This window comes from Nonomuraea sp. CA-141351 (assembly GCF_050944675.1).
Taxonomy (GTDB): Bacteria; Actinomycetota; Actinomycetes; order Streptosporangiales; family Streptosporangiaceae; genus Nonomuraea.
This window is the reverse complement of the sequence record NZ_CP191982.1, coordinates 2,432,545-2,457,387: the sequence shown is the minus strand read 5'-3', so window position 1 is coordinate 2,457,387 and position 24,843 is coordinate 2,432,545. Positions and strand designations below refer to the sequence as shown.

Here is a 24,843-nt window from a genome sequence, read left to right as displayed (position 1 = left end):
ACATCGTGAATCGTCGTCGTGCTTACGCCCTGGCGCTCGCCGCATCGGCGCTGGTCGCCGGCATGGGCGCGGCGCGGCCGACCCCGACTCCCAAGCCCACGCCCAGCCCGACCCCCACCCCGAGCGCGACGCAGAGCGACGGCACGCTGCAGATCCTCACCTACCGCGGCTACGCCGAATACGGCGGCATCAGCCCCAAGGCCAACTGGGTGGGCTCGTTCGAGAAGGAGACCGGCTGCCGGATCGCCAGGCTCGACACCGTGCAGACCGCCGAGGACATGAAGCGCATGGCCGGCCAGCGGCCCTACGACGTGATCTCCGCCGGGCCCGTGCTGGCCGCCGACCTGATCGACGCCAAGCAGGTGCAGCCCATCGACCCGGCCAAGGTGACCGGGTACGACGACATCGACGAGCGCTTCCGCGACATGTCCACCGTGTCGGGCAAGGTGTACGGGGTGCCGTACCTCTGGGGCTATCACGAGTTCATCTACGACTCGGCCAAGGTCAAGGGCGACATCAAGCAGGCGTTCGCGTCCGACCGGGTCGCGCTCAGGGACACTCCCCTTACGATCGCCGACGCCGCGCTGGCCGAAGGGTCGGTGAAGGAGCCGTTCGAGCTGACCAAGGACCAACTCGATCGGGCGATGGCCCTGCTCGAGCAGAGCAAGGGCCGCACCTACTGGCAGAACCCGATCGACCTGGTCCAGGGGTTCGCCACCGGGGCGCTCGACTACGCCCAGGCCACCCCGTACTATCGCCTGCTCCTGCAGAAGGCCGGAATGCCGGTCAAGACGCTCAAGACGCACGAGACCACCGGATGGATGGATTCCTGGATGCTGGGCGCGAGCGTCCCCGACACCACCTGCGCCTACCGGTGGCTCAACTGGATGACCGCGCCGAACGCGCAGCGCGACGCCGCCGCCTGGGCAGGACTGGCGCCGGCCAACGCCAAGGCGTGCAAGGGGCGGGCCAAGCTGATGTGCGAGACGTACGGGCGGGGCAAGGAGCTGGACCGCGTGGCCTTCGCCGTTCGGCCGCCCGGGGGTTGCCGGGCGGATGACGGGGAATGCACTGAATACAAGACCTGGACCGACTGGTGGCCGACGCTCACCAAATGACGATGACGCGGGCGCGCCCGCTTCCCCCCGCTGGGCGCCGCCTGTAGGGACGCCCCGGGCCTTCCCCCCCGTCCCGGGGCGTCTCGTTTCGCTGTGGTCAGCGGGACGGAAAGGCCACCACGGTGGCCTTGGGAGCGGGAACGAGCGCCTCGGCGCAGTCGCCGCAGGCCAGGACCGCCGAGTTGTCGGGCAGCCGGCCCACGCGCACGCGCGGGCGCGGCCATCTCTTGTGGCAGACGACGCAGGCGTCGCCGTCGCGCTGGGCCAAGGTCAGGCCTTCAGGGTCGAACGTCAACATACTCCGCGCCGTTCTGGTCGGACTCCAGTTCATCACGCTCCCTGCAGCCATCGCCCATCCGCATGTCGGAACCGTTATAACCCTGACCGAGGCCGTGAGCGTCCAGCTGAGCGTCAAGTCAGGGTGAATTCTCTACCCGACTGAGGCCTCTTACACCACAAAATCGGGCATCCAGCCGCAAGCCGGATGCCCGATTGGTGGAGGTTTCTACTACAGTTCGGCGATCGCCTTCTCCAGGGTGCCGAGGCCCTCCTCGAGCAGGTGCTCGGGGATGACCAGCGGGGGCAGGAAGCGCAGCACGTTGCCGTACGTGCCCGCGGTCAGCACCAGCAGGCCCTCGGCGTGGCAGCGCTTGACGACCTCCTGTACGGCGGTGGGGTTCGGCTCCTTGGTGCCCGGCTCGACCAGCTCGATCGCGATCATCGCGCCCCGGCCGCGGACGTCGCCGATCACGTCGAAGCGCTCCTGGAGCGCCTTGAGCCGGGGCAGCATGATCTCGCCGATGCGGCGGGCCTTCGAGACCAGGTCCTCCTCCTCGATCGTCTCGAGCACGCCGAGCGCGGCCTCGCAGGCCAGAGGGTTGCCGCCGTACGTGCCGCCCAGGCCGCCGACGTGCACCTTGTCCATGAGCTCCGCGCGCCCGGTCACCCCGGCCAGCGGCAGGCCGCCCGCGATGCCCTTGGCGGTGGTGATGATGTCGGGTACGACGCCCTCGTCCTCGCACGCGAAGAGGTCGCCCGTCCTGGCGAAGCCGGTCTGCACCTCGTCGGCCACGAACACGATGCCGTTGGCCGCGCAGAACTCCGCGATCCGCGGCAGGAAGCCCCTCGCCGGCACGATGAACCCGCCCTCGCCCGCGATCGGCTCGATCACCACGGCGGCCACGTTCTCCGGGCCGATCTGCTTGGTGATCGCGTCGATGGCCTGCGCGGCGGCCTCCTCGGCGCAGTTCTCCGGCCCGGTCGGCCAGCGGTACGGGTACGCCAGCGGCACCCGGTACACCTCGGGCGCGAAGGGGCCGAAACCGTGCTTATACGGCATGTTCTTGGCCGTCAGCGTCATCGTGAGCAGCGTGCGGCCGTGGTAGCCGTGCTCGAACACGACGACGGCCTGCCTGCCGGTGGCGTGCCTGGCGACCTTGACGGCGTTCTCCACGGCCTCGGCGCCCGAGTTCACCAGGAACGTGCGCTTCTCGTGGTCGCCCGGGGTCAGCTCGTTCAGCTTCTCGCACACCCGGACGTACGACTCGTACGGGGTGACCATGAAACACGTGTGGGTGAAGTCGGCGACCTGCTTCTGGACGCGTTCGACGACCTTGGGGGCGGCGTTGCCGACGTTCGTCACGGCGATGCCGGAGCCGAAGTCGATCAGCGAGTTCCCGTCGGCGTCCTGCACCACGCCGCCGCCGGCGCGGGTGACGAAGACCGGCAGGGTGGTTCCGATGCCGGGCGGGACGGCGGCCTGCTTGCGGGCCAGCAACTCCTGCGACTTGGGGCCTGGGATCGCGGTCACGACACGCCGCTCCTGGGGAATGCTCATGGCTCGACGCTACGTTGGCCTCCCACCTGCGCCGATACGTCGATATGTAACACTGAATTGGTTGTCTTTGCCAGAATGGACAAAACCTGCATGCCGCCTTCGCTCCACACCGTGATACGCCGCATGGGCCTCCGGCCGGTAGCCGGAATCCCGGGTCACGCGCGTGGGCTGGACGCGGTGGTGCGGTGGGTGGCGGTCAGCGAGCTCGCGGATCCGACACCCTACCTGGAGGGCGGAGAGCTCCTTCTCACCACGGGCATGCGGATGGAAGGCGACCAATCCCAATATGTCGCCCGGCTCGTGGCCCGTGGCGTCGCGGGGCTCGGGTTCGGTGTCGGCGTCTCGCACGAGGAGGTGCCGCCCGCCCTGATCGCCGCCGCCGACGAGGCCGGGCTGCCGCTGCTGGAGGTGCCGCGCGAGACCCCGTTCATGGCGATCGGCAAGGCGGTCAGCGAGCTGCTGGCGACCGAGCAGTACGAGGAGATCACCCGCGCCTTCGCCGCCCAGGGCCGCCTGACGCGGGCGGCGCTCCGGCCGGAGGGCATGCACGCGGTCATCGACCGGCTCGCCAAGGAGGTCGGCGGCTGGGCGGCGCTGCTGGACGAGTGGGGCGAGGTCCGCCACGCCACCCGCGGCGCCAACACGGACGCCGTCGTGGCCGAGCTCACCCGCCTCCGCACAGGCCGCCTCCCCGCCCCGCCCCGCCGCCGGCAACCCGGCGACCACCTGGAGCCCGGCCACCGCGCGGGGCTCGGCGGCCCCGAAGGCGTCGGAGGCGGAGAGCCGAGCGGCACCGGCGGCGTCGAACACGGAGCCAGGGACGCCACGCACGTCAGCGACAGTGCCGCGTACGAGGACAAGGACCTTGCGGGCACGCCCGGAGGCACACCGCACGCGCGCTGGGGCGGCGCCGGAGGCGCTGAGCGCGCGGGCGGGAGTGGCGAACGTGCGGGCTGGGGTGTCGGGCGGGCGGGTCCGTTGCCTGCCAGCCTGGCGCTGTCGGGCCCCGGGGAGCACATCGTGGTGCAGCCGCTGGGCGGCGGGGCGCGGCCGCGGGGGTTCTTCGCCGTCGGGGCCAAGGAGCCCTTCTCGCCGGTCACCCACACCGTGATCAACGCCGCGGGATCCCTGCTCACCCTGGCCATGGAGCAGGGCAGGACCCACCTGGAGGCCGAGCGGCGGGCCCGTTCCGCCGTACTGGAGCTGCTGCTCGCCGGCGAGAAGAAGCAGGCCCGCGCGGTGCTGAGGCCGCTCGGCGGGCGGCTCCCGGAGGAGCCGCTGGCGGTGCTGGCCGCGGACGCCGACGCGCTGGAGTCCCTGGAGCCGCACGCGTTCGCGGCGTTGCTCGGTGACGACGGCACCCAGCAGGGGGCACGGGAAGCCGGAGGCTCCCTGGCCGTGGCGCTGGTGGCGGACGCGGTGGCGGAGAAGGCGGCGCTGGAGGCGGACGCGCCGGTGGGTGTCAGCCTGCCGTGCGGCTACGCCCCGGAGGCCCTGTACGGCGCGCTGGACCAGGCGAGGCGCGCGCTGGAAGCCGCCAGATGCGGCTGGGCGCCGACACTCGGCGCGTCCTTCGTCGCGGCCACCGGCCGAAGCGGCGCAGGAGCGGGTGACCGAGGACGCGGGCGGGTCGTGAGGTTCGGAGAGCTGGCCGGGCAGGGGCTGCTCGGGCTGCTCGACCAGGCCGCCGTCCAGGCGTTCGCCGCCGCGCTGCTGGCACCCCTCACCGCGTACGGCTCCAAGCCCGACCTGGTCGAGTCGCTACGCGCGTACCTGGACAGCAACGGCCACTGGGACGCGGCGGCGCAGCGGCTCGGCGTGCACCGCCACACCCTGCGTTACCGCATGAAGCGCGTCACGGAGCTGCTGGGCCGCGACCTCGACGACCCGGGAGTGCGAGCCGAGTTGTGGCTCGCACTCGAAGCCACCCGCCGCTGACGGCTACTTGTTGGTGGGGAAGCCCAGGTTCACGCCGCCGTGCGAGGGGTCGAGCCAGCGGGAGGTCACGACCTTGCCGCGGGTGTAGAAGTGCACGCCCTCGGTGCCGTGCACGTGCGTGTCGCCGAAGAGCGAGGACTTCCAGCCGCCGAAGCTGTAGAAGGCCATCGGCACCGGGATGGGCACGTTGATGCCGACCATGCCGACCTCGACCTCGTTCTGGAAGCGCCTGGCCGCGCCGCCGTCGTTGGTGAAGATCGCGGTGCCGTTGCCGTACAGGCCGCCGTTGATGATCTCGAGCCCCTCCTCGTAGGAGGACACCCGCACGATCGACAGGACCGGCCCGAAGATCTCGTCCGTGTGCGTCCGCGAGCCCGGCGGCACGTGGTCGAGCACGGTCGGGCCGAGCCAGAAGCCGGGCGTCTCCGCGGCCTTGCCGCCGCCGAGCACGGCCGTCTCCCGGCCGTCCACGACCAGCTTGGCGCCCTCCTCGACGCCGAGGTCGAGGTAGGAGGCGACCTTGTCGCGGTGCGCCTCGGTGACGAGCGGCCCCATCTGGGACTTCGGGTCGTCGCCCGGGCCGATCACCAGCTCGTCCACCCGCTCGACGATCTTCTGCACGAGCTCGTCGCCGATCGGGTCGACGGCCAGCACGACGGAGATCGCCATGCACCGCTCCCCCGCCGAGCCGAACCCCGCCGACACGGCCGAGTCCGCCACCAGGTCGAGGTCGGCGTCGGGGAGGACGAGCATGTGGTTCTTGGCGCCGCCGAGGGCCTGCACGCGCTTGCCGTGGGCGGTGCCGGTCTCGTAGACGTACTTGGCGATCGGGGTGGAGCCGACGAACGACACGCCGCGCACGTCGGGGTGCTCCAGCAGCCGGTCCACGGCGACCTTGTCACCCTGCACGACGCTGAACACGCCGTCGGGCAGCCCCGCCTCCTTCCAGAGCCGCGCCATGAGCAGCGACGCCGACGGGTCCTTCTCGGACGGCTTGAGCACGAACGCGTTCCCGCAGGCGATCGCGATCGGGAACATCCACATCGGCACCATGGCCGGGAAGTTGAACGGGGTGATCCCGGCCACGACGCCCAGCGGCTGGCGGATCGAGTAGGAGTCGACCCTGGTCGAGACGCCCTCGGAGAAGCCGCCCTTGAGCAGGTGGGGGATCCCGCAGGCGAACTCCACGACCTCGAGGCCGCGGGCCACCTCGCCGAGCGCGTCGGAGTGGACCTTGCCGTGCTCGGAGGAGATCAGCGCGGCCAGTTCGTCGCGGTGCGCGTACATGAGCTCGCGGAAGCGGAACAGCACGTGTGACCGCTTCATCAGCGACGCGTCCCGCCAGGCGGGGAACGCCGCGACGGCGGCCGCGACGGCCGCGTCCACGTCGGCCACGGACGCGAGGGCCACGTGGCCGCTGACCTCGCCGGTCGCGGGGTTGTAGAGCTCCGCGGCGCGGGCGTCGCCGTCCGCCGGAGCTCCGTTGATCCAATGCTTGACGGACTTCACTGGGCTGCTGCCTCTGCGTCGATGGTTTCCAGGGCGGTGACGATGATGCCGAGGCCCTCGACGGCCTCGTCCACCGTGAGGGTGAGGGGCGGGGCCATGCGGATCGCGGTCCCGTACAGGCCGCCCTTGCCCGCCAGCAGCCCGGCCTTCTTGGTCTCCTCCATGAAGCGGGCGGCCTGGGCGGGGGTCTCCAGCTCGACGGCGAACATCAGGCCCTTGCCGCGCACGCCCTTGACCACGGGCAGGCGCTTGGCGGCCTCCTTGAGGCCGCTGATGATGATCTCGCCGGTACGCGCGGCGTTGGCCTGCAGGTCGTGGTCGAGCACGTAGTCGAGGGTGGCGTTGGCGGCGGCCATGGAGATGGGGTTGCCGCCGAAAGTGGCCAGGCCCACGGCGTGCGGGGCGTCCATGAGGTCGCGGCGTGCCACCACGCCGCCGACCGCGAAGCCGTTGCCGAGTCCCTTGGCGAACGTGATCATGTCGGGGGTCACGCCGTGGTTCTGGATGCCGAAGAACGCGCTGCCGGTGCGGCCCCACCCGGTCTGCACCTCGTCGGAGATGAACAGGATGCCCTGCTCGTCGAGCACCTCCTTGTAGGCGGCGAAGAGCCCGTCGGGGGCCATCGTGAACCCGCCCACGCCCTGGATCGGCTCGGCGATCAGCGCGGCCACGTCGTTGGAGACCGCGGTGGCCAGCACGTGGCGCAGGTCGTCCACGCACGCCTGGATGTACTCGGCGTCCGACATGCCCTTGAACTGGGTGAGGTGCCGGTCGGCGCCGTGCAGGAACTGCACGTTGAGCGGGGAGAGCGAGTTGTTCTTCCAGGAGCGGTTGGAGGTGACGCCGATCGTGCCGAAGCTGCGCCCGTGGTAGCTCTGCCGCATGGCGAGCACCTGGTCGGTCTTGCGCGCGTACGTGGCCAGCAGCAGGGCGGTCTCGTTGGCCTCGGTGCCGGAGTTGGTGAAGAAGACCTTGGCGTCGGGGATGCCGGAGAGCCGCGCGATCTTCTCGGCCAGCTCGATCTGGCCGCGCAGCAGGTAGACAGTGCTGGTGTGGACCACTCCGGTGGCGATCTGGCGCTCGACCGCCTCGCGCACCTCGAGCACGTCGTACCCGATCATGTTGGTCAGGATGCCAGCGAAGAAGTCCAGGTAACTCCTGCCGTCGGCGTCGATGACGCGGTTACCTTTGCCGCTGACGATCTCGATGGGCTCGTTGTAGTTGAGTGCCAACCAGTTGGGCATCACTGCCCGATGGCGCGCAAGAAGCTCCGACATGATAACGAGTATCCCTTTTCCCTTACGCGTACTCCCACCTACAACCTGTCGGGAGAGCGCAAAAATCCCTTACATCCTGCAAACCACCCGGATTTCCCAAATGACCAGGTAAACACGACAAGATCATCGGCGTGGTACGGAACTCCTCGCGGGCGCGGCGATCGTGGCGAGGCTGGCATGCACCGCCTCCACCAGTTCCGCCACGCGGCCCTCCGGGACCGCCTTGCCGACGCCCCTTAGGGGATGTCCCGTCCACCTGGAGGTGTACTTCGCGCCGATCCGGTACGCCGCGGGAGGCACCCCGAAAGACCACTGGCGGCCGACGCCAGGGACCATGCCGGTCGAGCACCATCGGATCATCTCGAAACGTGAAGGAGAGAGCGAGATGACCGTCACCATCGACCACCGCCCCGAGGCGCCCTCCGGTCCGCCCAAGCTCGACCGCGACCGGCTCCGCCAGGCCCAGGAGGACACCCTGGCGACCCCGCGCATGGACTACAGCCTGCTGGCCAAGATGATGTTCAAGCCCGTCGACATCATGTACGGCAAGAAGGGCTCGTACACGAAGTTCGCCATGCTGGAGATCATCGCCCGCGTGCCGTACCAGGCGTGGGAGCGGATGGGCTATTGGGCCGTGCACCGCTACCGGGGACGATCGACGCTGGCCAGGAAGATCTTCGAGCGGATCGTGGAGGCCCGGGCCGACCAGGACAACGAGCAGTGGCACCTGCTGATCCTGCAGGACCTCGTCCAGCGCACCGGGCAGAGGCAGACGTGGCTGCTGCACAGGGCAGCACCGTGGCTGATCGCGTTCTTCTACTACCACGTGTCCTGGATGCTGTTCCTGGTCAGGCCCGAGTGGAGCTACCGGCTGAACGCGGAGTTCGAGGACCACGCCGAGCACGAGTACATGACCTTCGTGGCCGAGAACCCGGACCTGGACTTCGTGCCCGACCCCGGCACGTACGCCGCCGAGTACGGCCGCTACCGCTCGGTGGCCGACCTGCTCAGGCAGATCGGCCACGACGAGCGCACCCACAAGCTCGACAGCTTGGAGAGCATGCGGGATCCCCGCGTCCGTTAGACCTTGCTGCCTTCCGGCACCGGCACTGGAGCCGCGACCGGGCGCAGCACGGCCACCGCGAGCAGCGCGGCGGCCACGCAGAACGCGCCCCCGACCCACGAGCCGAGGTGCATGGCCGACGTGAACGCCTGGTTGCCGGCCTCCGCGAAGCCCGCCAGATGCGCGCCGCCGATCGACTCCCTGGCGGCGGCGGGCAGGTCGGCCGGCATCTGAGAGGTGTACTGCCCGGCCAGCACGCTGCCCAGGATCGCGATGCTCAGCGCCATGCCGACCTGCTGGACGGTGTCGTTGAGCGCCGAGCCGACGCCGGCGTGCTCCATGGGGATGGCGCTCATGAGCGAGGAGTACGCGGACGGCCCGGCCAGCCCGCCGCCCACACCCATGATCACCAGCCCTGTGAGGAGCGGGAGATATCCGGTGGTCGTGGCCATGACGACGAACCCGCAGGCCATCACCAGCAGCCCCGCCCCGATCAGCGCCCGGTTGCTGGCCCTTTTGCCCAGCCCGGCGCCCACGCCGTTGAAGATCGCGGCGGCCACGCCGTAGGGCAGCATGGCGAGGCCCGCCTGCATCTCCCCATAGCCCAGCACGAACTGCAGGTACTGGGTCAGCATCAGCATCACGGCGCCCGCCCCGAACGCCATCAGCAGGATCGAGAAAGACGCGCCGCTGAAGTTGCGGTTGGCGAACAGGTGCAGCGGCAACATCGGCTGAGTCTGCCTGCGCTCCCAGACCACGAACGCGCCCAGCGCGACGACCGCGACGGCGATGCCGATCACGTTCCATTCGCGCTCGATGATGACGTACACGGCCGACGTCAGCCCCAGGGTCGACAGCACCACACCGACGGGGTCGATCTTCCGTCCGCTGCTGCGGCTCTCGGGCATGAGCACGACGGCGGCCACGATGGCGACGGCAGCGATCGGGATGTTCAGCAGGAAGACCGAGCCCCACCAGTAGTGCTGCAGCATGAAACCACCCAGCGTCGGCCCCGACACCATGCCGACCAGGGCCACCGCGCTCCAGGACGCCATCGCCTTGCGCCGCTCCGCCTCGTCGAAGACGGTCATCAGGATCGACAGCGTCGAGGGCATGACGAGCGAGCCGCCGATGCCCATCAAGGCACGAGCGGCGATGAGCTGCCAGGGCTCGGAGACGAGCACGGCCAGAAGGGACGCGCCGCCGAAGAACACCAGGCCGATGATCAGGAACCGCCTACGGCCGTACTTGTCGGACAGGCTGCCCGAGGTGAGCAGCAATCCGGCGTAGGCCAGCACGTACGCGTCGATGATCCACTGGATGTCCGACGGGCTCGCGCCCATCTCCTCGTTCAGCGAGGGGATGGCGAGGTTGAGGACGGTGTTGTCCACGACAAGCACCAATAGCGCCAAGCAGAGTACGACGAGAATCCACCAGCGACGGGGGTCTCGTACAGTGTTCGAGTCCACTCGCACAGCGTACGGCAATCATCGTACAGTGTGCGAGTGGATTTATCCTGGGAGGATGACCGGCAAGCAGTTCGCCTCCGTCTGGCTCCGCGAGCCGCGCAAGACCGCGAGCCCGGGGCGCAGCCGCGAGGAGATCGTCAAGGCCTCCCTCGAGCTGCTCGACGCGGAGGGGCTCGGCGGGCTCAGCATGCGCAAGCTGGGCGCGAAGCTGAGCGCGGGCGCCACCAGCATCTACTGGTACGTCGCCAACAAGGACGAGCTGCTCGAGCTGGCCTACGACGAAATCTGGGGCGAGATGAGCGTGCCCGACCCCGAGGAGGTGGGCTGGCGCGACGCCGCGTCGGTCCTGGCCCACAGCATGCGCCAGGTAATGCTGCGCCACCCATGGTCGGCCGACCTGCTCGGGCGCGTACCCGCGCTCGGCCCCAACGCCCTCCACGTGGCCGACCGGATGCGGGTGATGTTCAGGCACGCGGGGTTCAGCGGGGTGGAGATCGACTACGCCGGCGCCGCGCTCACCGCCTTCGTGTACGGCATGACGATCCCGGAGATCGCCTGGAACACCGCGATGTCCGGCCAGGCCTACGACACGGATGAGATGCGCGCGTCGGTGGCCAGGGCCGCCGCCGACTTCCCTGACCTGCTGGAGCGCATCGACATGGACACTTACGAGGATCCGCAGGTCGTTCGCGCCCTGTGTTTCGACTTCGGGCTGGTGTCGGTGCTCGACGGCCTTGAGCGGCGGCTGGCGACGTAGCAGGATTCGGGCATGAGCGAGCGAAGCGAGCGACCCATCGAACACAGCCCATTTCTCGCTCATGCGGACGAAGGCGGCCGCATGAGCGATTTCCGTGCCGCCCGCGATTTCCTCCTCCACACCGACGCCGCCACCGCCCGCCGCGACTTCCGCTGGCCGGAGCTGGCGGAGTTCAACTGGGCGCTCGACTGGTTCGACGGGGTGCTGGCCGCCGAGACGCCCGATGCCGTAGCGCTCAAGATCGTGGGCGCGAGCAACGCCCGCTACACGTTCGCCGAGCTGTCGGCCCGCTCCAACCAGGTCGCGAACTGGCTGCACCAGCAGGGTGTACGCCGGGGCGACCGGATCCTGCTCATGCTGGGCAACCAGGCGGAGCTGTGGGAGTCGCTGCTGGCCGCGATGAAGCTGGGCGCGGTCATCATCCCGGCCACGACGCTGCTGACGGCCAAGGACATCGCCGAGCGCATCGATCGGGGCGGCGTCTCCCATGTGATCGCCAACGCCGCCGACGCGGGGAAGTTCAGGGCCGGCGAGTACACGAAGATCGCTGTGGGCGACGCCTTCAACTGGCTGCCGTACCACGAGGCTTACGAGGCGGGAGAGCACTTCGCGCCCGACGCGCCGACACGGGCCGGCGACACGCTGCTGCTCTATTTCACCTCGGGCACGACCTCGCAGCCCAAGCTGGTCGAGCACACCCACGCCTCCTATCCGGCCGGGCACCTGTCGACGATGTTCTGGATCGGGCTCAAGCCCGGCGACGTGCATCTCAACGTGTCCTCGCCGGGGTGGGCCAAGCACGCGTGGAGCAACGTCTTCGCCCCCTGGAACGCGGGCGCGACCGTGCTGATCCACGACTACCAGCGCTTCTCGGCCCAGGCGCTGCTCGAGGTGCTGCGGGACGAGCAGGTCACCACGTTCTGCGCGCCGCCGACCGTCTGGCGGATGCTCATACAGGAGGACCTGGCGGCGTGGAAACGGGGAACGTTCGGGCCCGAGAGCGGCGGCTCGCATGACCAGCGAGAGCCAGGTGAGCGCGACCATGAACCGCAGCTGCCCCTGCGTACGGCGGTGGCCGCCGGCGAGCCGCTCAACCCGGAGATCATCGACCAGGTGGCCAAGGCGTGGGGCATCACGATCAGGGACGGCTACGGCCAGACCGAGACCACCGCGCAGATCGGCAACGCTCGGGATGAGGCGGTCAGACCCGGATCGATGGGGCGTCCGCTGCCCGGTTACGACGTCGTGCTCATCGATCCGATCACCGACGAGCCCGGGGACGACGGCGAGATCTGCCTGCCTCTGGACGGCCGCCGCCCCCTTGGCCTCATGTCCGGATATGTCGGTGGATCGAGTGATGCGATGCGCGGCGGGTTCTACCACACCGGCGACGTCGCCACCCGCGACCAGGACGGCTACATCACCTACGTGGGCAGGACCGACGACGTCTTCAAGGCCTCCGACTACCGCATCTCGCCGTTCGAGCTGGAGAGCGTGCTGCTGGAGCACGCGGCCGTGGCCGAGGCGGCGGTGGTGCCCGCCCCCGATCCGGTACGGCTGGCCGTACCGAAGGCTTATGTGACGCTCGCGCCCGGGTTCGAACCGGACGAGGCGACCGCGCGGTCGATCTTCGAGCACTGCCGCAGGGAGCTGGCTCCCTACAAGCGGGTGCGGCGGCTGGAGTTCGACGAGCTGCCCAAGACGATCTCCGGCAAGATCCGCCGGGTCGAGCTGCGGGTGCGGGAGCCTCGGAGGGAATACCGGGAGGAAGACCTTAACCAATGACAAAGCGTAAATGGGCGCATGGCCGTTCTTACAGTCTGATCGGCTAGGCTCTGCCCCGTGTTGCCCACCATCGCCGACGTCCTCGCCCTTGAGACCGTACGCCGGGGCAGCCCGCGCGTGGTCGCGGGCGCCGACCGGCTAGACACCAAGGTGCGGTGGGTGCACGTCGGCGAGATCGCGGACATCGCCCACCTGCTGCGCGGAGGGGAGCTGGTGCTCACCACTGGCGTCGCGCTTCCCGAGGACCCGGAGAAGCTCGCCGACTACATCGGCGAGCTTTCCTCTGTAGGCGCCTCCGGGCTGATCGTGGAGCTGGGCCGCAGGTTCGTCCGCGAGCTGCCGCGTGCCGTGGTCAAGACGGCCGAGGAGCACGGCCTGCCGGTCATCGTGCTGACCCGCGAGACGCCGTTCGTGCAGATCACGGAGTCCGTGCACTCGCGGATCATCGACATCCAGCTGGAGGAGCTGCGGGCCTCCGAGCAGCTCCACGAGGTCTTCACCGAGCTGTCGGTCGAGGGCGCGTCGCCCGCCGAGGTGCTCGCCCAGGTGTCCAGGCTGTCCAACCGGCCCGTGCTGCTGGAGAACCTCGCGCACCAGGTGCTGGCCTGTGAGTCCGCAGGTCGCGACGCCGGTGCGCTGCTGGCCGGCTGGGAGACGCGGTCGCGTGCGGTGGCCCCGGCCGAACGGACCGCGTTCGACCCCGCCTCCGGCTGGCTGGTCACCACGGTCGGGGCGCGAGGGCAGGACTGGGGGCGGCTGATCCTGATCTGCGACTCGCCGCCGACACCGCGCGACATGGTGCTGGCCGAGCGCGCCGCCACGACCCTCGCCCTGGGCCGCCTGCTGGAGCGCCACCAGGAGTCGCTCGAACGCCAGGCGCACGGCACGATCATCACCGGCATCCTGACCCACGCCTACGCCGACCCCGACGAGGCCGCCGCCCGCGCCCGCGCCGTCGGCGTACCCCTCACGGGCCGCAAGCTGATCAGCGTGGTCATCAGGCCCACCGACCCGGCCGACCAGGCGCTCGACGGCCAGGCGCAGCTCGGCGAGCTGGCCGAGGCCACCGCCGCCGCCTGCCGCGACGCCCGTCTGCCCGCCCTGGTCGGCGCGCTCGACCAGGAGCGGGTCGGGGTCCTGCTGCCCCTCCCGCCCCGCAGCCAGGCCGAGCCCGCGCTGACCGCGCTCTCCGAGCGGCTGCGCGTGCTGTGGCGGCCGGGGTCTTCTTTCGTGCTTGCGGCGGGCTCGGTGGTGGAGTCCATCAGGGACGTACGGCGCAGCTTCCTCGAGGCCGAGCAGGTGGCCGACGTGGCCGTTCGCCAGCCGGACGGCCGGGCCTTCTACCGGCTGCCGGACCTGCGCCTGCGCGGGCTGCTGCACCTGCTGCGCGATGACGCGCGGCTGCAGACGTTCGCGGAGCGGGAGCTGGGGCCGCTGCTGGCGCACGACGCGCAGCGGGGCGGCGACCTCACCCGGATCCTGCGCATCTACCTCGACGCTGGGCGTAACAAGGCGGTCGCCGCGCAGAAGGCCCATCTGTCCAGGCCCGCCTTCTACGACCGGCTACGGCGCCTGGAGCGCATCCTGGACACGGACCTCGACGACGTCGAGTCGTGCATGTCCCTCCACGTGGCCCTGCTGGCCCTGGAGTCCTTCCGCCGCGAAACCCGCTGACGTTCTCATGGAAGGGAGGCGCGACGCCACCGGCTAATGAACCGCCGGACGCGCCCGGCCCCCGCCAAAGACCCAGCCGAAGTGCGGAGGGTGAGTGAGGCCGAGAGGGTCAGGACGACGTGGACCGCGCACGAGACGCCGCGTACCGGATCCGCCGGTCGGAGTAGCCTACCGTCGCATTTGTGCCCCTCTTCTTCAACGCCCTCGAGGCGACAGCGCACCGGCTGTCGATCGTGCCTCCGATGTTCGACTACTTCGGCGCCCTGGGTCTCCACACGCTCGTCGCGGCGGCCAGGATGGGCGTCTTCGACGCCCTGCGCGAGCACCCGTCAACCAGCGGGGAGCTCGCCACCGCGCTCAGCCTGGATCCCCGCTCCACGGACGTGCTGTTACGCGCACTGACCGGGCTCGGTTATCTGCGCGCCAGGGGCGGCCGGTATCGCCTGACCCGCGCGTCGAGGCTGTGGTTCGTGACCGACTCGCCGACGTCGCTGGTGGCGGGGCTGGAGTTCTGGGAACGTACTGCGTGCGTGATCTGGCCCAGGCTGGAGAAGACGGTACGTGACGGGGCGCCCGCCACGCCGTTCTACGCCCTGCTGGAAGGCGATCCCGACCTGTCGAGGTCGTTCCAGGCGTGGACGGCGGCGCTGGCCAGGCAGCAGGCCCCGGCGGCGGCCCGCGCCATCCCGGTGCCGCGCGGCTCCAGGCAGGTGCTGGACGTGGGCGGCGGTCACGGCCAGTTCAGCGTGGAGTTGCTGCGGCGGCACCCCCGGCTGCACGCCACGGTGCTGGACCTGCCGCAGGCGCTGGAAGCCGCCGCCGGCCATCCCCGGCTCACCGCGCGCGCCGGGTCGTTCCTGGACGACGACCTGGGCGACGGGTACGACATCGTCCTGCTGTTCAACGTCGTGCACGGGCTGGACGACCAGGAGGCGGCCACGCTCCTGCGACGGGTGGCGGCGGCGCTCAACCCGGGGGGGACGGTCGTGGTGGGCGAGCAGTTCGGGGACAGCGTCATGCCGGGACGGGCCAGCCGCACCCTGCTGCACCTGCTCGACCTGAACTACCTGGTCGCGGCGGGCGGCAGGGTGCGGGACTTCCGAGACGTGTCCGGCCTGCTCCGGGATGCGGGCTTCCGCAGGCCCCGGCACCGCCGCCCCCTGCGCTCCGTGCCCACCGAACTGGCCGTCGCCCGGACTCCCTTCAGAAGCCCATAGCGGCCCGTACCTCGTCGAGCGTGGTGATCGCCCGCTCCCGGGCCTGCTCATTGCCGACGGCCAGAATGCTCAGCACATCGGCCTCGGTGTGCTCGGCGCGGCGTTTCCTGATCGGCCGCAGGAACTCGTTGACCGCCTCGGTGACCAGGCCCTTGAGCGCGGCGGCGCCGCCGTACCCGATCTCCTCGGCGATGTCCTGCGGCGGGCGGCCGAGACAGAGGCCGGCCAGCGTGAGGAGGTTCGCCACCTCGGGGCGGTGCGTCTCGTCGAACGTGATCAACCGGTCGGAGTCCGTGCGGGCCTTGCGGATGAGAGCGGCCGTCTCGTCCTCGGTGGCCGACAGGGCGATCGCGTTGCCCCGGCTCTTGCTCATCTTGCCGCCGTCGAGCCCCTTGAGCATCGGCTGCTCTCCCATCATGGCCTCGGGCAACGGGAACACCTCGCCGTACCGCTCGTTGAAGCGGCGCGCCACCAGCCGCGTCACCTCCACGTGCGGCAACTGGTCCTTGCCGACCGGCACCAGCGTGCCCTTGCAGAACAGGATGTCGGCCGCCTGGTGCACGGGATAGGTGAACATCAAGCCGCTCACCGCCTGCTGCGAGCTGTGTGCGATCTCGTCCTTGACCGTGGGGTTGCGGCTCAGCTCGGCCACCGACACCAGGCTCAGGAACGGCAGCAGCAGCTGGTTCAGCTCGGGGATCGCGCTGTGCTGGAAGATCGTGACCTTGGCCGGGTCGATCCCGACCGCGAGGTAGTCGAGCAGCAGCTCGGTGATGTTGCGCTGGATCTCGCCGGGCAGGTCGCGGTCTGTGATCACCTGGTAGTCGGCGATCAGCACGTACATCGGGTACGTGTCCTGCAGTCTGACCCGGTTGGCCAGCGAGCCGAAATAGTGGCCCAAATGCAGGGATCCGGTCGGGCGGTCACCAGTGAGCACGACGTCGTTCATTCCGGTCTCTCTCCTTTAGGTTTTCGCCGTCCCGGAGAGGACCCGCACGCTCGGAGGGCCGTCTCGGAGACGGCCCGTGCATGGGGATTCAGCGGCCGTCTGTCGGCCGCCACCACATGCTGATGCGTGTCATATACGAATGGTATCTGATCATAGCCGCGCGCGATGTCAATCTTGTAACCTCTTCTGCCGATTGGCGCGTTCGGCTGCCTTGGAGACCTTGATCTCGTCAGTATGGTGCGGTCCCTTTTCCGCCCTCTGGAGAATCCATGTCTCGACGCACCCTCGCCGGCGGTCTGGCCATAGCCGCCACCCTCACTCTCACCACCCTGCCCGCCTTCGCGGAACAGTTGTCGGTGGGGTTCCCGTCGGCCAAGTTCCCTCTGGGCACCAGGCCCGTGCCGACCAAGAAGGCGACCGCCGTCGCTCAGGGCATCGACATGTACGACGTGAAGGCCGGCACGTCGACCGACGGCTACACGGTGACCGTGCTGATGCCGAGCGGCCGCGACTACGGGACGCAGTCGACCGCCGAGGCCAAGGCCGCCGAAGTGGAGGCCGCCGGGGAGATCCCCAGCGTGCAGAAGGTGGTCCGGCCGAGCGTCGCCGACGCCCCCTCCCAGACCGTGTACATGGTCAGGGTCGGCCTCTGGTCCCTTGATGACAAGAAGAAGGCCGAGGAGACGGCCAAGAAGCTCAAGGACGCGGAGCTGAAGGTCAAGGTCGACTACCTCGGCGACGACGGCCTCAAGACCACCGGTCCCTGGGACGTCAAGGTCGTGATGATCGACGCCAGGACGTTCCGCGGCTCGTACGTGTCCTCGCTCGGCACCAGCGTGGCCAAGCGGGAGACCGTCTCCTCGATGTCCAAGGCCCGGCACGCGCTCGTCGGGGTCAACGGCGGCTTCTTCAACATCCACACCGACAAGGCGCTGCGCGGCGAGCCCGTCGGCGCGTCCGTGGTCGGGGGCAAGCTGCTCAGCGAGGCCGTCCCCGGTCGCTCGGCCGTGATCCTCAAGGGCCACACCGCCAAGATCACGGAGCTGGACACCAGCGTCACCGCGACCTCGCAGGACGGTCAGAAGACCAAGGTCAACGGGGTGAACCGGGCCGCCGCGACGGACGAGCTGGTGCTGTACACGGAGGAGTACGGAGCCAAGACGCCCACGGGCGGGACCGACGCCGTGCTCGACGCCAACGGCAAGGTCATCGGCCAGCGCGAGTCGGGCGCCGCGGTGGCCGCGGGAACGCGGGTGCTGCACGGCAACGGCCTGGCCGCCGACTGGCTCAACGAGCACGCTTTCCAGGACTGGACGGTCAAGGTCGACACCAAGGTCGTGGACCTGCGCACCAAGAAGGCACTCAAGCTGACCCCGGACCTGAACGTCATCGCGGGCAACGTCGGCCTCGTGCGCAACGGCCAGGTGAAGATCACCGCCAAGCGCGACGGCCACGACTCCGTGAACATGATCCTCCGCCGCCACCCGCGCACCCTCCTCGGCGTCACCAGCAACGGCAGCCTCATCCTGGCCGCCATCGACGGCCGCAACCCAGGGCTGAGCGTCGGGGCGAACTTCCACGAGGCCGCCCAGTTCATGCGATGGCTCGGGGCGAAGCAGGCCGTCAACCTCGACGGTGGCGGCTCGACGGCGATGGTGGTCGGCGACAAGCTGGTCAACCGGCCCTCGGACGGCGTGGAGCGCGGCGTGGGCGACGCCCTCCTGGTCCTGCCGCAGTAACCCACCACACACACGCCTCGCCTGGGTCACGGCCCAGCGCCTCCACCCGGGCGAGGCACGTCCCGGCAGGGCATGCGCCCTCCCTCTGGGGCCGGGTCAGCTGGACGCGTACGGGCTCAAGCGTCCAGCGGCAGTCCCGTGTCCGGCTTAACGGACTTCATCGCAAGATGAGAGGTAACCTGCGCCACCCCCGGCAGCCCAGACAGCGTCTCCGAGTAGAACCGCTCGTACGCCGCCAGATCCGCCACCGCCACCCGCAGCAAGAAGTCCGGGTCCCCGAACAGCCGGTGCGCCTCCACCACCTCTGCCATCCCCGCCACCAGCCGCTCGAACTCAGCCACCGTGTCGTGATCCTCATACCTCATCACGACCGTGACGAACGCCTGGAACCCTCGCCCCACCGCGGCCCCGTCGAGCAGCGCTCGATATCCACGGATGACGCCTGACTCCTCCAGATGCCGCACTCTGCGCAGGCACGGCGACGGCGTCAGACCGACCCTGTCGGCCAGCTCGGTGTTGCTGAGCCGCCCATCTCGCTGCAGCTCTTGAAGGATCCTGCGGTCGATTCCGTCCACAGCGCAATATCCTGCCACATCTGGGACCTGGCCAGCACGAATACACCATCGGCTGCCAACCTTCCTCGACTACCGTCACGTAAGGAGGTGGAACCCATGGACACCCGGCTGCTGCTGCTCTTCCTGGGCATGGACCTGCTGCTGATCTTCACTCCGGGCCCCGACATGCTCTACGTCGTGGCCCGCTCGCTCGGCCAGGGCAGGCGCACCGGACTGACGGCGGTGGCAGGCATCTGCTCCGGCTACGCCGTGCACACCGTTCTGGCCGCCGCCGGCCTCGCCGCCGCACTCCGCGCGGTCCCCGCCGCACTGCCCGCCATGCGGTACGCCGGCGCCGCGTACCTGATCTACCTCGCGATCAGGACCCTGGCGTCACTGAGGAACCCCGCCGCCCCGCCACCCGGCGCGTCCCCCCAGCCCACGGGCACGGTGTTGCGGCAGAGCATGCTCACGGCCCTGCTCAACCCGAAGGGCGTGCTGCTCTACCTGTCGCTGATGCCGCAGTTCATCTCCACAGAGACCGGCGTCCCATTGGGCTTCCAACTCGCCTTCCTCGGCCTGCTCCACGTCGTGAACTGCGGGATCCTGTACGGCCTGATCGCCCTGGCCACGGCCCGAGCCAGCCACGCCCTGACGCGAACCCCGAAGGCCGCCCGCCGGATCTCGGCCATCTCGGGAACGATGCTCCTGGTCGTCGCGGCCGCCACCCTCGGCACCCATTGAACACAAAAAGGGCCACCCCGAAGGGTGGCCCTCTCATTAAATATTGTGCGGCGGTGACCTACTCTCCCACACCCTCCCGAGTGCAGTACCATCGGCGCTGGGAAGCTTAACTTCCGGGTTCGGAATGTAACCGGGTGTTTCCTTCCCGCCATAACCGCCGCAACCCTGCGAAACAGCTGTTTGCTGTCTCAGAATTGCCTAGTGGACGCGAGCAAAAATGCTTTGTGGTCAAGTCCTCGGCCTATTAGTACCGGTCAGCTCCACACGTTACCGCGCTTCCACTTCCGGCCTATCAACCCGGTCGTCTACCGGGAGCCTTACCCCTCACAGGTGGGAGACCTCATCTCAAGGCAAGCTTCCCGCTTAGATGCTTTCAGCGGTTATCCCTCCCGAACGTAGCCAACCAGCCGTGCACCTGGCGGTACAACTGGCACACCAGAGGTTCGTCCGTCCCGGTCCTCTCGTACTAGGGACAGCCCCTTTCAAGTCTCCTGCGCGCGCAGCGGATAGGGACCGAACTGTCTCGCGACGTTCTAAACCCAGCTCGCGTACCGCTTTAATGGGCGAACAGCCCAACCCTTGGGACCTACTCCAGCCCCAGGATGCGACGAGCCGACATCGAGGTGCCAAACCATCCCGTCGATATGGACTCTTGGGGAAGATCAGCCTGTTATCCCCGGGGTACCTTTTAGCCGTTGAGCGACACCGCTTCCACACGCCGATGCCGGATCACTAGTCCCAGCTTTCGCTCCTGCTCGACCCGTCAGTCTCACAGTCAAGCTCCCTTGTGCACTTACACTCAACACCTGATTGCCAACCAGGCTGAGGGAACCTTTGGGCGCCTCCGTTACCCTTTAGGAGGCAACCGCCCCAGTTAAACTACCCACCAGACACTGTCCCCGATCCGGATCACGGACCAGAGTTAGACATCCAAAACGACCAGAGTGGTATTTCACCAATGACTCCACCCGAACTAGCGTCCGAGCTTCCCAGTCTCCCACCTATCCTACACAAGCCGTTCCAAACACCAATGTCAAGCTGTAGTGAAGGTCCCGGGGTCTTTCCGTCCTGCTGCGCGAAACGAGCATCTTTACTCGTACTGCAATTTCACCGGGTCTGCGGTTGAGACAGCGGGGAAGTCGTTACGCCATTCGTGCAGGTCGGAACTTACCCGACAAGGAATTTCGCTACCTTAGGATGGTTATAGTTACCACCGCCGTTTACCGGCGCTTAAGTTCTCACCTTCGCATGATTACTCACACTAAGCGGTCCCCTTAACGTTCCGGCACCGGGCAGGCGTCAGTCCGTATACATCGTCTTACGACTTCGCACGGACCTGTGTTTTTAGTAAACAGTCGCTTCCCCCTGGCCACTGCGACCCCCACCAGCTCCGAGTGCAAAACTCATCACCAGCAGAGGTCCCCCTTCTCCCGAAGTTACGGGGGCAATTTGCCGAGTTCCTTAACCACAGTTCACCCGATCGCCTCGGTATTCTCTACCTGACCACCTGAGTCGGTTTAGGGTACGGGCCGCCACAACACTCACTAGAGGCTTTTCTCGGCAGCATAGGATCATCCACTTCACCACAATCGGCTCGGCATCACATCTCAGGATCAATACGAGGCGGATTTACCTACCTCGCTCCCTACATGCTTACCCCAGGACAACCATCGCCTGGGCTGGACTACCTTCCTGCGTCACCCCATCGCTTACCTACTACCCAATCAGGCCGAGCGTTCACCCTGACCCCAAGCCCGAAGGCCCGAGCGAGTTAAGGACTCTTAGTATCAAGGGGTTCGATATGGGCGCATTGAAGCGGGTACGGGAATATCAACCCGTTGTCCATCGACTACGCCTGTCGGCCTCGCCTTAGGTCCCGACTTACCCTGGGCGGATTAACCTGCCCCAGGAACCCTTGGTCATCCGGCGCGAGGGTTTCTCACCCTCGATTCGCTACTCATGCCTGCATTCTCACTCGCACAGCCTCCACAACTAGATCACTCTGCTGCTTCACCGGCTGCACGACGCTCCCCTACCCATCAACAACCCGAAAGCTGTCAATGCCACGACTTCGGCGGTGTACTTGAGCCCCGCTACATTGTCGGCGCAGAATCACTTGACCAGTGAGCTATTACGCACTCTTTCAAGGGTGGCTGCTTCTAAGCCAACCTCCTGGTTGTCTCTGCGACTCCACATCCTTTCCCACTTAGCACACGCTTAGGGGCCTTAGTCGGTGATCTGGGCTGTTTCCCTCTCGACTACGAACCTTATCGCCCGCAGTCTCACTGCCACGCTCTCACTTACCGGCATTCGGAGTTTGGCTGACGTCAGTAACCTTGTCGGGCCCATTAGCCATCCAGTGCTCTACCTCCGGCAAGAAACACGCAACGCTGCACCTAAATGCATTTCGGGGAGAACCAGCTATCACGGAGTTTGATTGGCCTTTCACCCCTACACACAGATCATCCCCCAGGTTTTCAACCCTGGTGGGTTCGGTCCTCCACCCAGTCTTACCTGAGCTTCAACCTGCCCATGCGTAGATCACTCCGCTTCGGGTCTACAGCATGCGACTCAAACGCCCTATTCAGACTCGCTTTCGCTACGGCTCCCCCACACAGGTTAACCTCGCCACACACCATAACTCGCAGGCTCATTCTTCAAAAGGCACGCAGTCACATCACAGCCGCTCCGAAGAACGACTAAGCTCCTACGGCTTGTAGGCACACGGTTTCAGGTACTATTTCACGACCCCTCACCGGGGCACTTTTCACCTTTCCCTCACGGTACTCGTGCACTATCGGTCACCAGGGAGTATTTAGGCTTACCAGGTGGTCCTGGCAGATTCACACAGGATTTCTCGAGCCCCGTGCTACTTGGGATCCCCTCAAACAGTCGACAAGGTTTCGCCTACCCGGCTCTCACGGTCTACGGCAGCCCTTCCCAGAGCTTTCAACTACCCCACCGATTTATCACTGTTCGCAACCCCGGCAGAGACTGCTAGAAGGTCCCACGACCCCGGACATGCAACGCCTGCCGGCTATCACACACGCCCGGTTTAGCCTCATCCGCTTTCGCTCACCACTACTCACGGAATCACATATTGTTTTCTCTTCCTACGGGTACTGAGATGTTTCACTTCCCCGCGTTACCACCAACCGCCCTATACATTCAGGCGGAGGCAACACCACATGACTGGTGCTAGGTTTCCCCATTCGGACATCCCCGGATCAACGTCTGGTTGGCGACTCCCCGAGGCTTAACGCAGCCTCCCACGTCCTTCATCGGCTCCTGATGCCAAGGCATCCACCGTGTGCCCTAAAAAACTTGGCCACAAAGATGCTCGCGTCCACTATGCAAATCTCAAACAACAAACAGCAAACCAGCTCGCGCCCCACCACATGTGAAGCGTCCGCTGGCCCTGTCTCCGAAGAACCAGACACGCATGCCCGTTCCTTCAGGACCCAACAGTGTGTCCAACCAGTCCGAACCCCCACAGCCGCGTTCCCACTCCGCTGTCACCAGCGACGGTACTTACAGCCAGACGATCACAGCCTGGTTGAGTAGCCAGTGCTCCACTAGTGAGCTGTCACCCCACCGAACACGCGCCGGTGAAAGGTGAAAGTAGCTCCTTAGAAAGGAGGTGATCCAGCCGCACCTTCCGGTACGGCTACCTTGTTACGACTTCGTCCCAATCGCCAGCCCCACCTTCGACCGCTCCCCCCACAAGTGGTTGGGCCACGGGCTTCGGGTGTTGCCGACTTTCGTGACGTGACGGGCGGTGTGTACAAGGCCCGGGAACGTATTCACCGCAGCATTGCTGATCTGCGATTACTAGCGACTCCGACTTCATGGGGTCGAGTTGCAGACCCCAATCCGAACTGAGACCGGCTTTTAGGGATTCGCTCCACCTCACGGCATCGCAACCCTCTGTACCGGCCATTGTAGCATGTTTGCAGCCCAAGACATAAGGGGCATGATGACTTGACGTCATCCCCACCTTCCTCCGAGTTGACCCCGGCAGTCCCCCATGAGTCCCCACCACCCCGAAAGGCGTGCTGGCAACATGGAGCAAGGGTTGCGCTCGTTGCGGGACTTAACCCAACATCTCACGACACGAGCTGACGACAGCCATGCACCACCTGTCACCCAGTCCGAAGAAGCCCACATCTCTGCAGGTGTCCGGGTGATGTCAAACCTTGGTAAGGTTCTTCGCGTTGCGTCGAATTAAGCAACATGCTCCGCCGCTTGTGCGGGCCCCCGTCAATTCCTTTGAGTTTTAGCCTTGCGGCCGTACTCCCCAGGCGGGGCGCTTAATGCGTTAGCTCCGGCACGGAGATCGTGGAAGACCCCCACACCTAGCGCCCAACGTTTACAGCGTGGACTACCAGGGTATCTAATCCTGTTCGCTCCCCACGCTTTCGCTCCTCAGCGTCAGGTAAGGCCCAGCAAGCCGCCTTCGCCACCGGTGTTCCTCCTGATATCTGCGCATTTCACCGCTACACCAGGAATTCCACTTGCCCCTACCTACCTCTAGCCGGCCCGTATCCACCGCAGACCCGCAGTTAAGCTGCGGGCTTTCACGGCAGACGCGACCAGCCACCTACGAGCTCTTTACGCCCAATAATTCCGGACAACGCTTGCGCCCTACGTATTACCGCGGCTGCTGGCACGTAGTTAGCCGGCGCTTCTTCTGCAGGTACACGTCAACTTCGTCCCTGCTGAAAGAGGTTTACAACCCGAAGGCCGTCATCCCCCACGCGGCGTCGCTGCGTCAGGCTTCCGCCCATTGCGCAATATTCCCCACTGCTGCCTCCCGTAGGAGTCTGGGCCGTGTCTCAGTCCCAGTGTGGCCGGTCGCCCTCTCAGGCCGGCTACCCGTCGTCGCCTTGGTAGGCCACTACCCCACCAACAAGCTGATAGGCCGCGAGCCCATCCCCAACCGAAAAATCTTTCCACACGCATCCCATGCGAAAGCGCGTCATATCCGGTATTAGACCCAGTTTCCCGGGCTTATCCCAGAGTCAGGGGCAGGTTGCTCACGTGTTACTCACCCGTTCGCCGCTCGAGTACCCCGAAGGGCCTTTCCGCTCGACTTGCATGTGTTAAGCACGCCGCCAGCGTTCGTCCTGAGCCAGGATCAAACTCTCCAAACAATGTCTTGTCCGGAAATCAATCCGAGCTATCCGTCAAAAAGACGGGGTCATGCATGTAAA

At 67.2% G+C, this 24,843-nt stretch carries 16 protein-coding genes and 3 rRNA genes; 9 read left to right on the top strand and 10 right to left on the bottom strand.

Going from position 1 to position 24,843, the window contains the following annotated elements; genetic code table 11:
• Positions 1-5 precede the first annotated feature (5 nt).
• Positions 6-1,118 carry an extracellular solute-binding protein gene (locus ACQPWU_RS12070; RefSeq protein WP_433439212.1) on the top strand — a complete coding sequence of 371 codons (1,113 nt, stop codon included), beginning with the start codon at positions 6-8 and terminating at the stop codon, positions 1,116-1,118.
• A 97-nt stretch (positions 1,119-1,215) separates the two neighbouring features.
• On the opposite strand, the gene ACQPWU_RS12065 is transcribed toward ACQPWU_RS12070, so the two are convergent.
• Complete coding sequence (locus ACQPWU_RS12065; RefSeq protein ID WP_433439210.1) at positions 1,216-1,416, bottom strand: hypothetical protein; 201 nt, start codon at positions 1,414-1,416, stop codon at positions 1,216-1,218.
• A gap of 210 nt (positions 1,417-1,626) precedes the next feature.
• Positions 1,627-2,955, bottom strand: coding sequence for a 4-aminobutyrate--2-oxoglutarate transaminase (gabT, locus tag ACQPWU_RS12060; RefSeq protein WP_433439208.1), 1,329 nt, complete (start codon positions 2,953-2,955; stop codon positions 1,627-1,629).
• A gap of 90 nt (positions 2,956-3,045) precedes the next feature.
• Between gabT and ACQPWU_RS12055 the strand changes: the two genes are divergently transcribed.
• Positions 3,046-4,893, top strand: coding sequence for a PucR family transcriptional regulator (locus tag ACQPWU_RS12055; RefSeq protein WP_433439206.1), 1,848 nt, complete (start codon positions 3,046-3,048; stop codon positions 4,891-4,893).
• A 3-nt stretch (positions 4,894-4,896) separates the two neighbouring features.
• Here the strand turns inward: ACQPWU_RS12055 and ACQPWU_RS12050 are convergent, their stop codons facing one another.
• Positions 4,897-6,402, bottom strand: a complete 1,506-nt coding sequence (locus ACQPWU_RS12050; protein WP_433439203.1) for a CoA-acylating methylmalonate-semialdehyde dehydrogenase — start codon at positions 6,400-6,402, stop codon at positions 4,897-4,899.
• Positions 6,399-7,679 (bottom strand): aspartate aminotransferase family protein, encoded by a 1,281-nt coding sequence (locus ACQPWU_RS12045; RefSeq protein ID WP_433439200.1) that lies wholly within the window; start codon positions 7,677-7,679, stop codon positions 6,399-6,401. Before ACQPWU_RS12045 ends, ACQPWU_RS12050 begins: the two co-directional genes overlap by 4 nt.
• A 385-nt stretch (positions 7,680-8,064) precedes the next feature.
• On the opposite strand from ACQPWU_RS12045, the gene ACQPWU_RS12040 reads away from it, so the two are divergent.
• Complete coding sequence (locus ACQPWU_RS12040; RefSeq protein ID WP_433439197.1) at positions 8,065-8,763, top strand: alternative oxidase; 699 nt, start codon at positions 8,065-8,067, stop codon at positions 8,761-8,763.
• Here ACQPWU_RS12040 and ACQPWU_RS12035 read toward each other — a convergent pair.
• A complete protein-coding gene (locus ACQPWU_RS12035) occupies positions 8,760-10,133 on the bottom strand; it encodes an MFS transporter (RefSeq protein ID WP_433439195.1) in 1,374 nt (457 codons plus the stop codon). The genes ACQPWU_RS12040 and ACQPWU_RS12035 overlap by 4 nt on opposite strands.
• A 133-nt stretch (positions 10,134-10,266) precedes the next feature.
• On the opposite strand from ACQPWU_RS12035, the gene ACQPWU_RS12030 reads away from it, so the two are divergent.
• From ACQPWU_RS12030 to ACQPWU_RS12015, 4 genes are all read left to right on the top strand, one after another.
• The gene (locus ACQPWU_RS12030; protein ID WP_433439192.1) at positions 10,267-10,968 is read left to right on the top strand and encodes a TetR/AcrR family transcriptional regulator; all 702 of its coding nucleotides are present in this window, start codon (positions 10,267-10,269) and stop codon (positions 10,966-10,968) included.
• A gap of 81 nt (positions 10,969-11,049) precedes the next feature.
• Complete coding sequence (locus ACQPWU_RS12025) at positions 11,050-12,753, top strand: AMP-binding protein (RefSeq protein WP_433439190.1); 1,704 nt, start codon at positions 11,050-11,052, stop codon at positions 12,751-12,753.
• Positions 12,754-12,810: 57 nt separating this feature from the next.
• Positions 12,811-14,427: a PucR family transcriptional regulator gene (locus ACQPWU_RS12020; protein WP_433439188.1), complete on the top strand. Its 1,617-nt coding sequence runs from the start codon at positions 12,811-12,813 to the stop codon at positions 14,425-14,427.
• A gap of 182 nt (positions 14,428-14,609) precedes the next feature.
• Positions 14,610-15,644: a methyltransferase gene (locus ACQPWU_RS12015; RefSeq protein ID WP_433439185.1), complete on the top strand. Its 1,035-nt coding sequence runs from the start codon at positions 14,610-14,612 to the stop codon at positions 15,642-15,644.
• Here the strand turns inward: ACQPWU_RS12015 and trpS are convergent.
• Positions 15,631-16,593 carry a tryptophan--tRNA ligase gene (gene trpS / locus ACQPWU_RS12010; protein WP_433439183.1) on the bottom strand — a complete coding sequence of 321 codons (963 nt, stop codon included), beginning with the start codon at positions 16,591-16,593 and terminating at the stop codon, positions 15,631-15,633. The two genes, ACQPWU_RS12015 and trpS, sit on opposite strands and share 14 nt — an antisense overlap.
• A gap of 269 nt (positions 16,594-16,862) precedes the next feature.
• Here trpS and ACQPWU_RS12005 point away from each other — a divergent pair, with 269 nt between their 5' ends.
• Positions 16,863-18,332, top strand: coding sequence for a phosphodiester glycosidase family protein (locus ACQPWU_RS12005; protein WP_433439181.1), 1,470 nt, complete (start codon positions 16,863-16,865; stop codon positions 18,330-18,332).
• Between the two features lie 116 nt (positions 18,333-18,448).
• Here ACQPWU_RS12005 and ACQPWU_RS12000 read toward each other — a convergent pair whose 3' ends face one another.
• Positions 18,449-18,907: an Lrp/AsnC family transcriptional regulator gene (locus ACQPWU_RS12000; RefSeq protein WP_433439179.1), complete on the bottom strand. Its 459-nt coding sequence runs from the start codon at positions 18,905-18,907 to the stop codon at positions 18,449-18,451.
• A gap of 96 nt (positions 18,908-19,003) precedes the next feature.
• Between ACQPWU_RS12000 and ACQPWU_RS11995 the strand changes: the two genes are divergently transcribed.
• A complete protein-coding gene (locus ACQPWU_RS11995) occupies positions 19,004-19,630 on the top strand; it encodes a LysE family translocator (RefSeq protein WP_433439177.1) in 627 nt (208 codons plus the stop codon).
• 45 nt (positions 19,631-19,675) lie between these two features.
• Here the strand turns inward: ACQPWU_RS11995 and rrf are convergent.
• The 3 genes from rrf to ACQPWU_RS11980 form a co-directional block, all read right to left on the bottom strand.
• Positions 19,676-19,792, bottom strand: a 5S ribosomal RNA gene (gene rrf / locus ACQPWU_RS11990).
• Between the two features lie 62 nt (positions 19,793-19,854).
• Positions 19,855-22,960, bottom strand: a 23S ribosomal RNA gene (locus tag ACQPWU_RS11985).
• A gap of 303 nt (positions 22,961-23,263) precedes the next feature.
• Positions 23,264-24,783, bottom strand: a 16S ribosomal RNA gene (locus ACQPWU_RS11980).
• The 16S, 23S and 5S rRNA genes sit together here, the layout of an rRNA operon.
• Between the last annotated feature and the right edge of the window lie 60 nt (positions 24,784-24,843).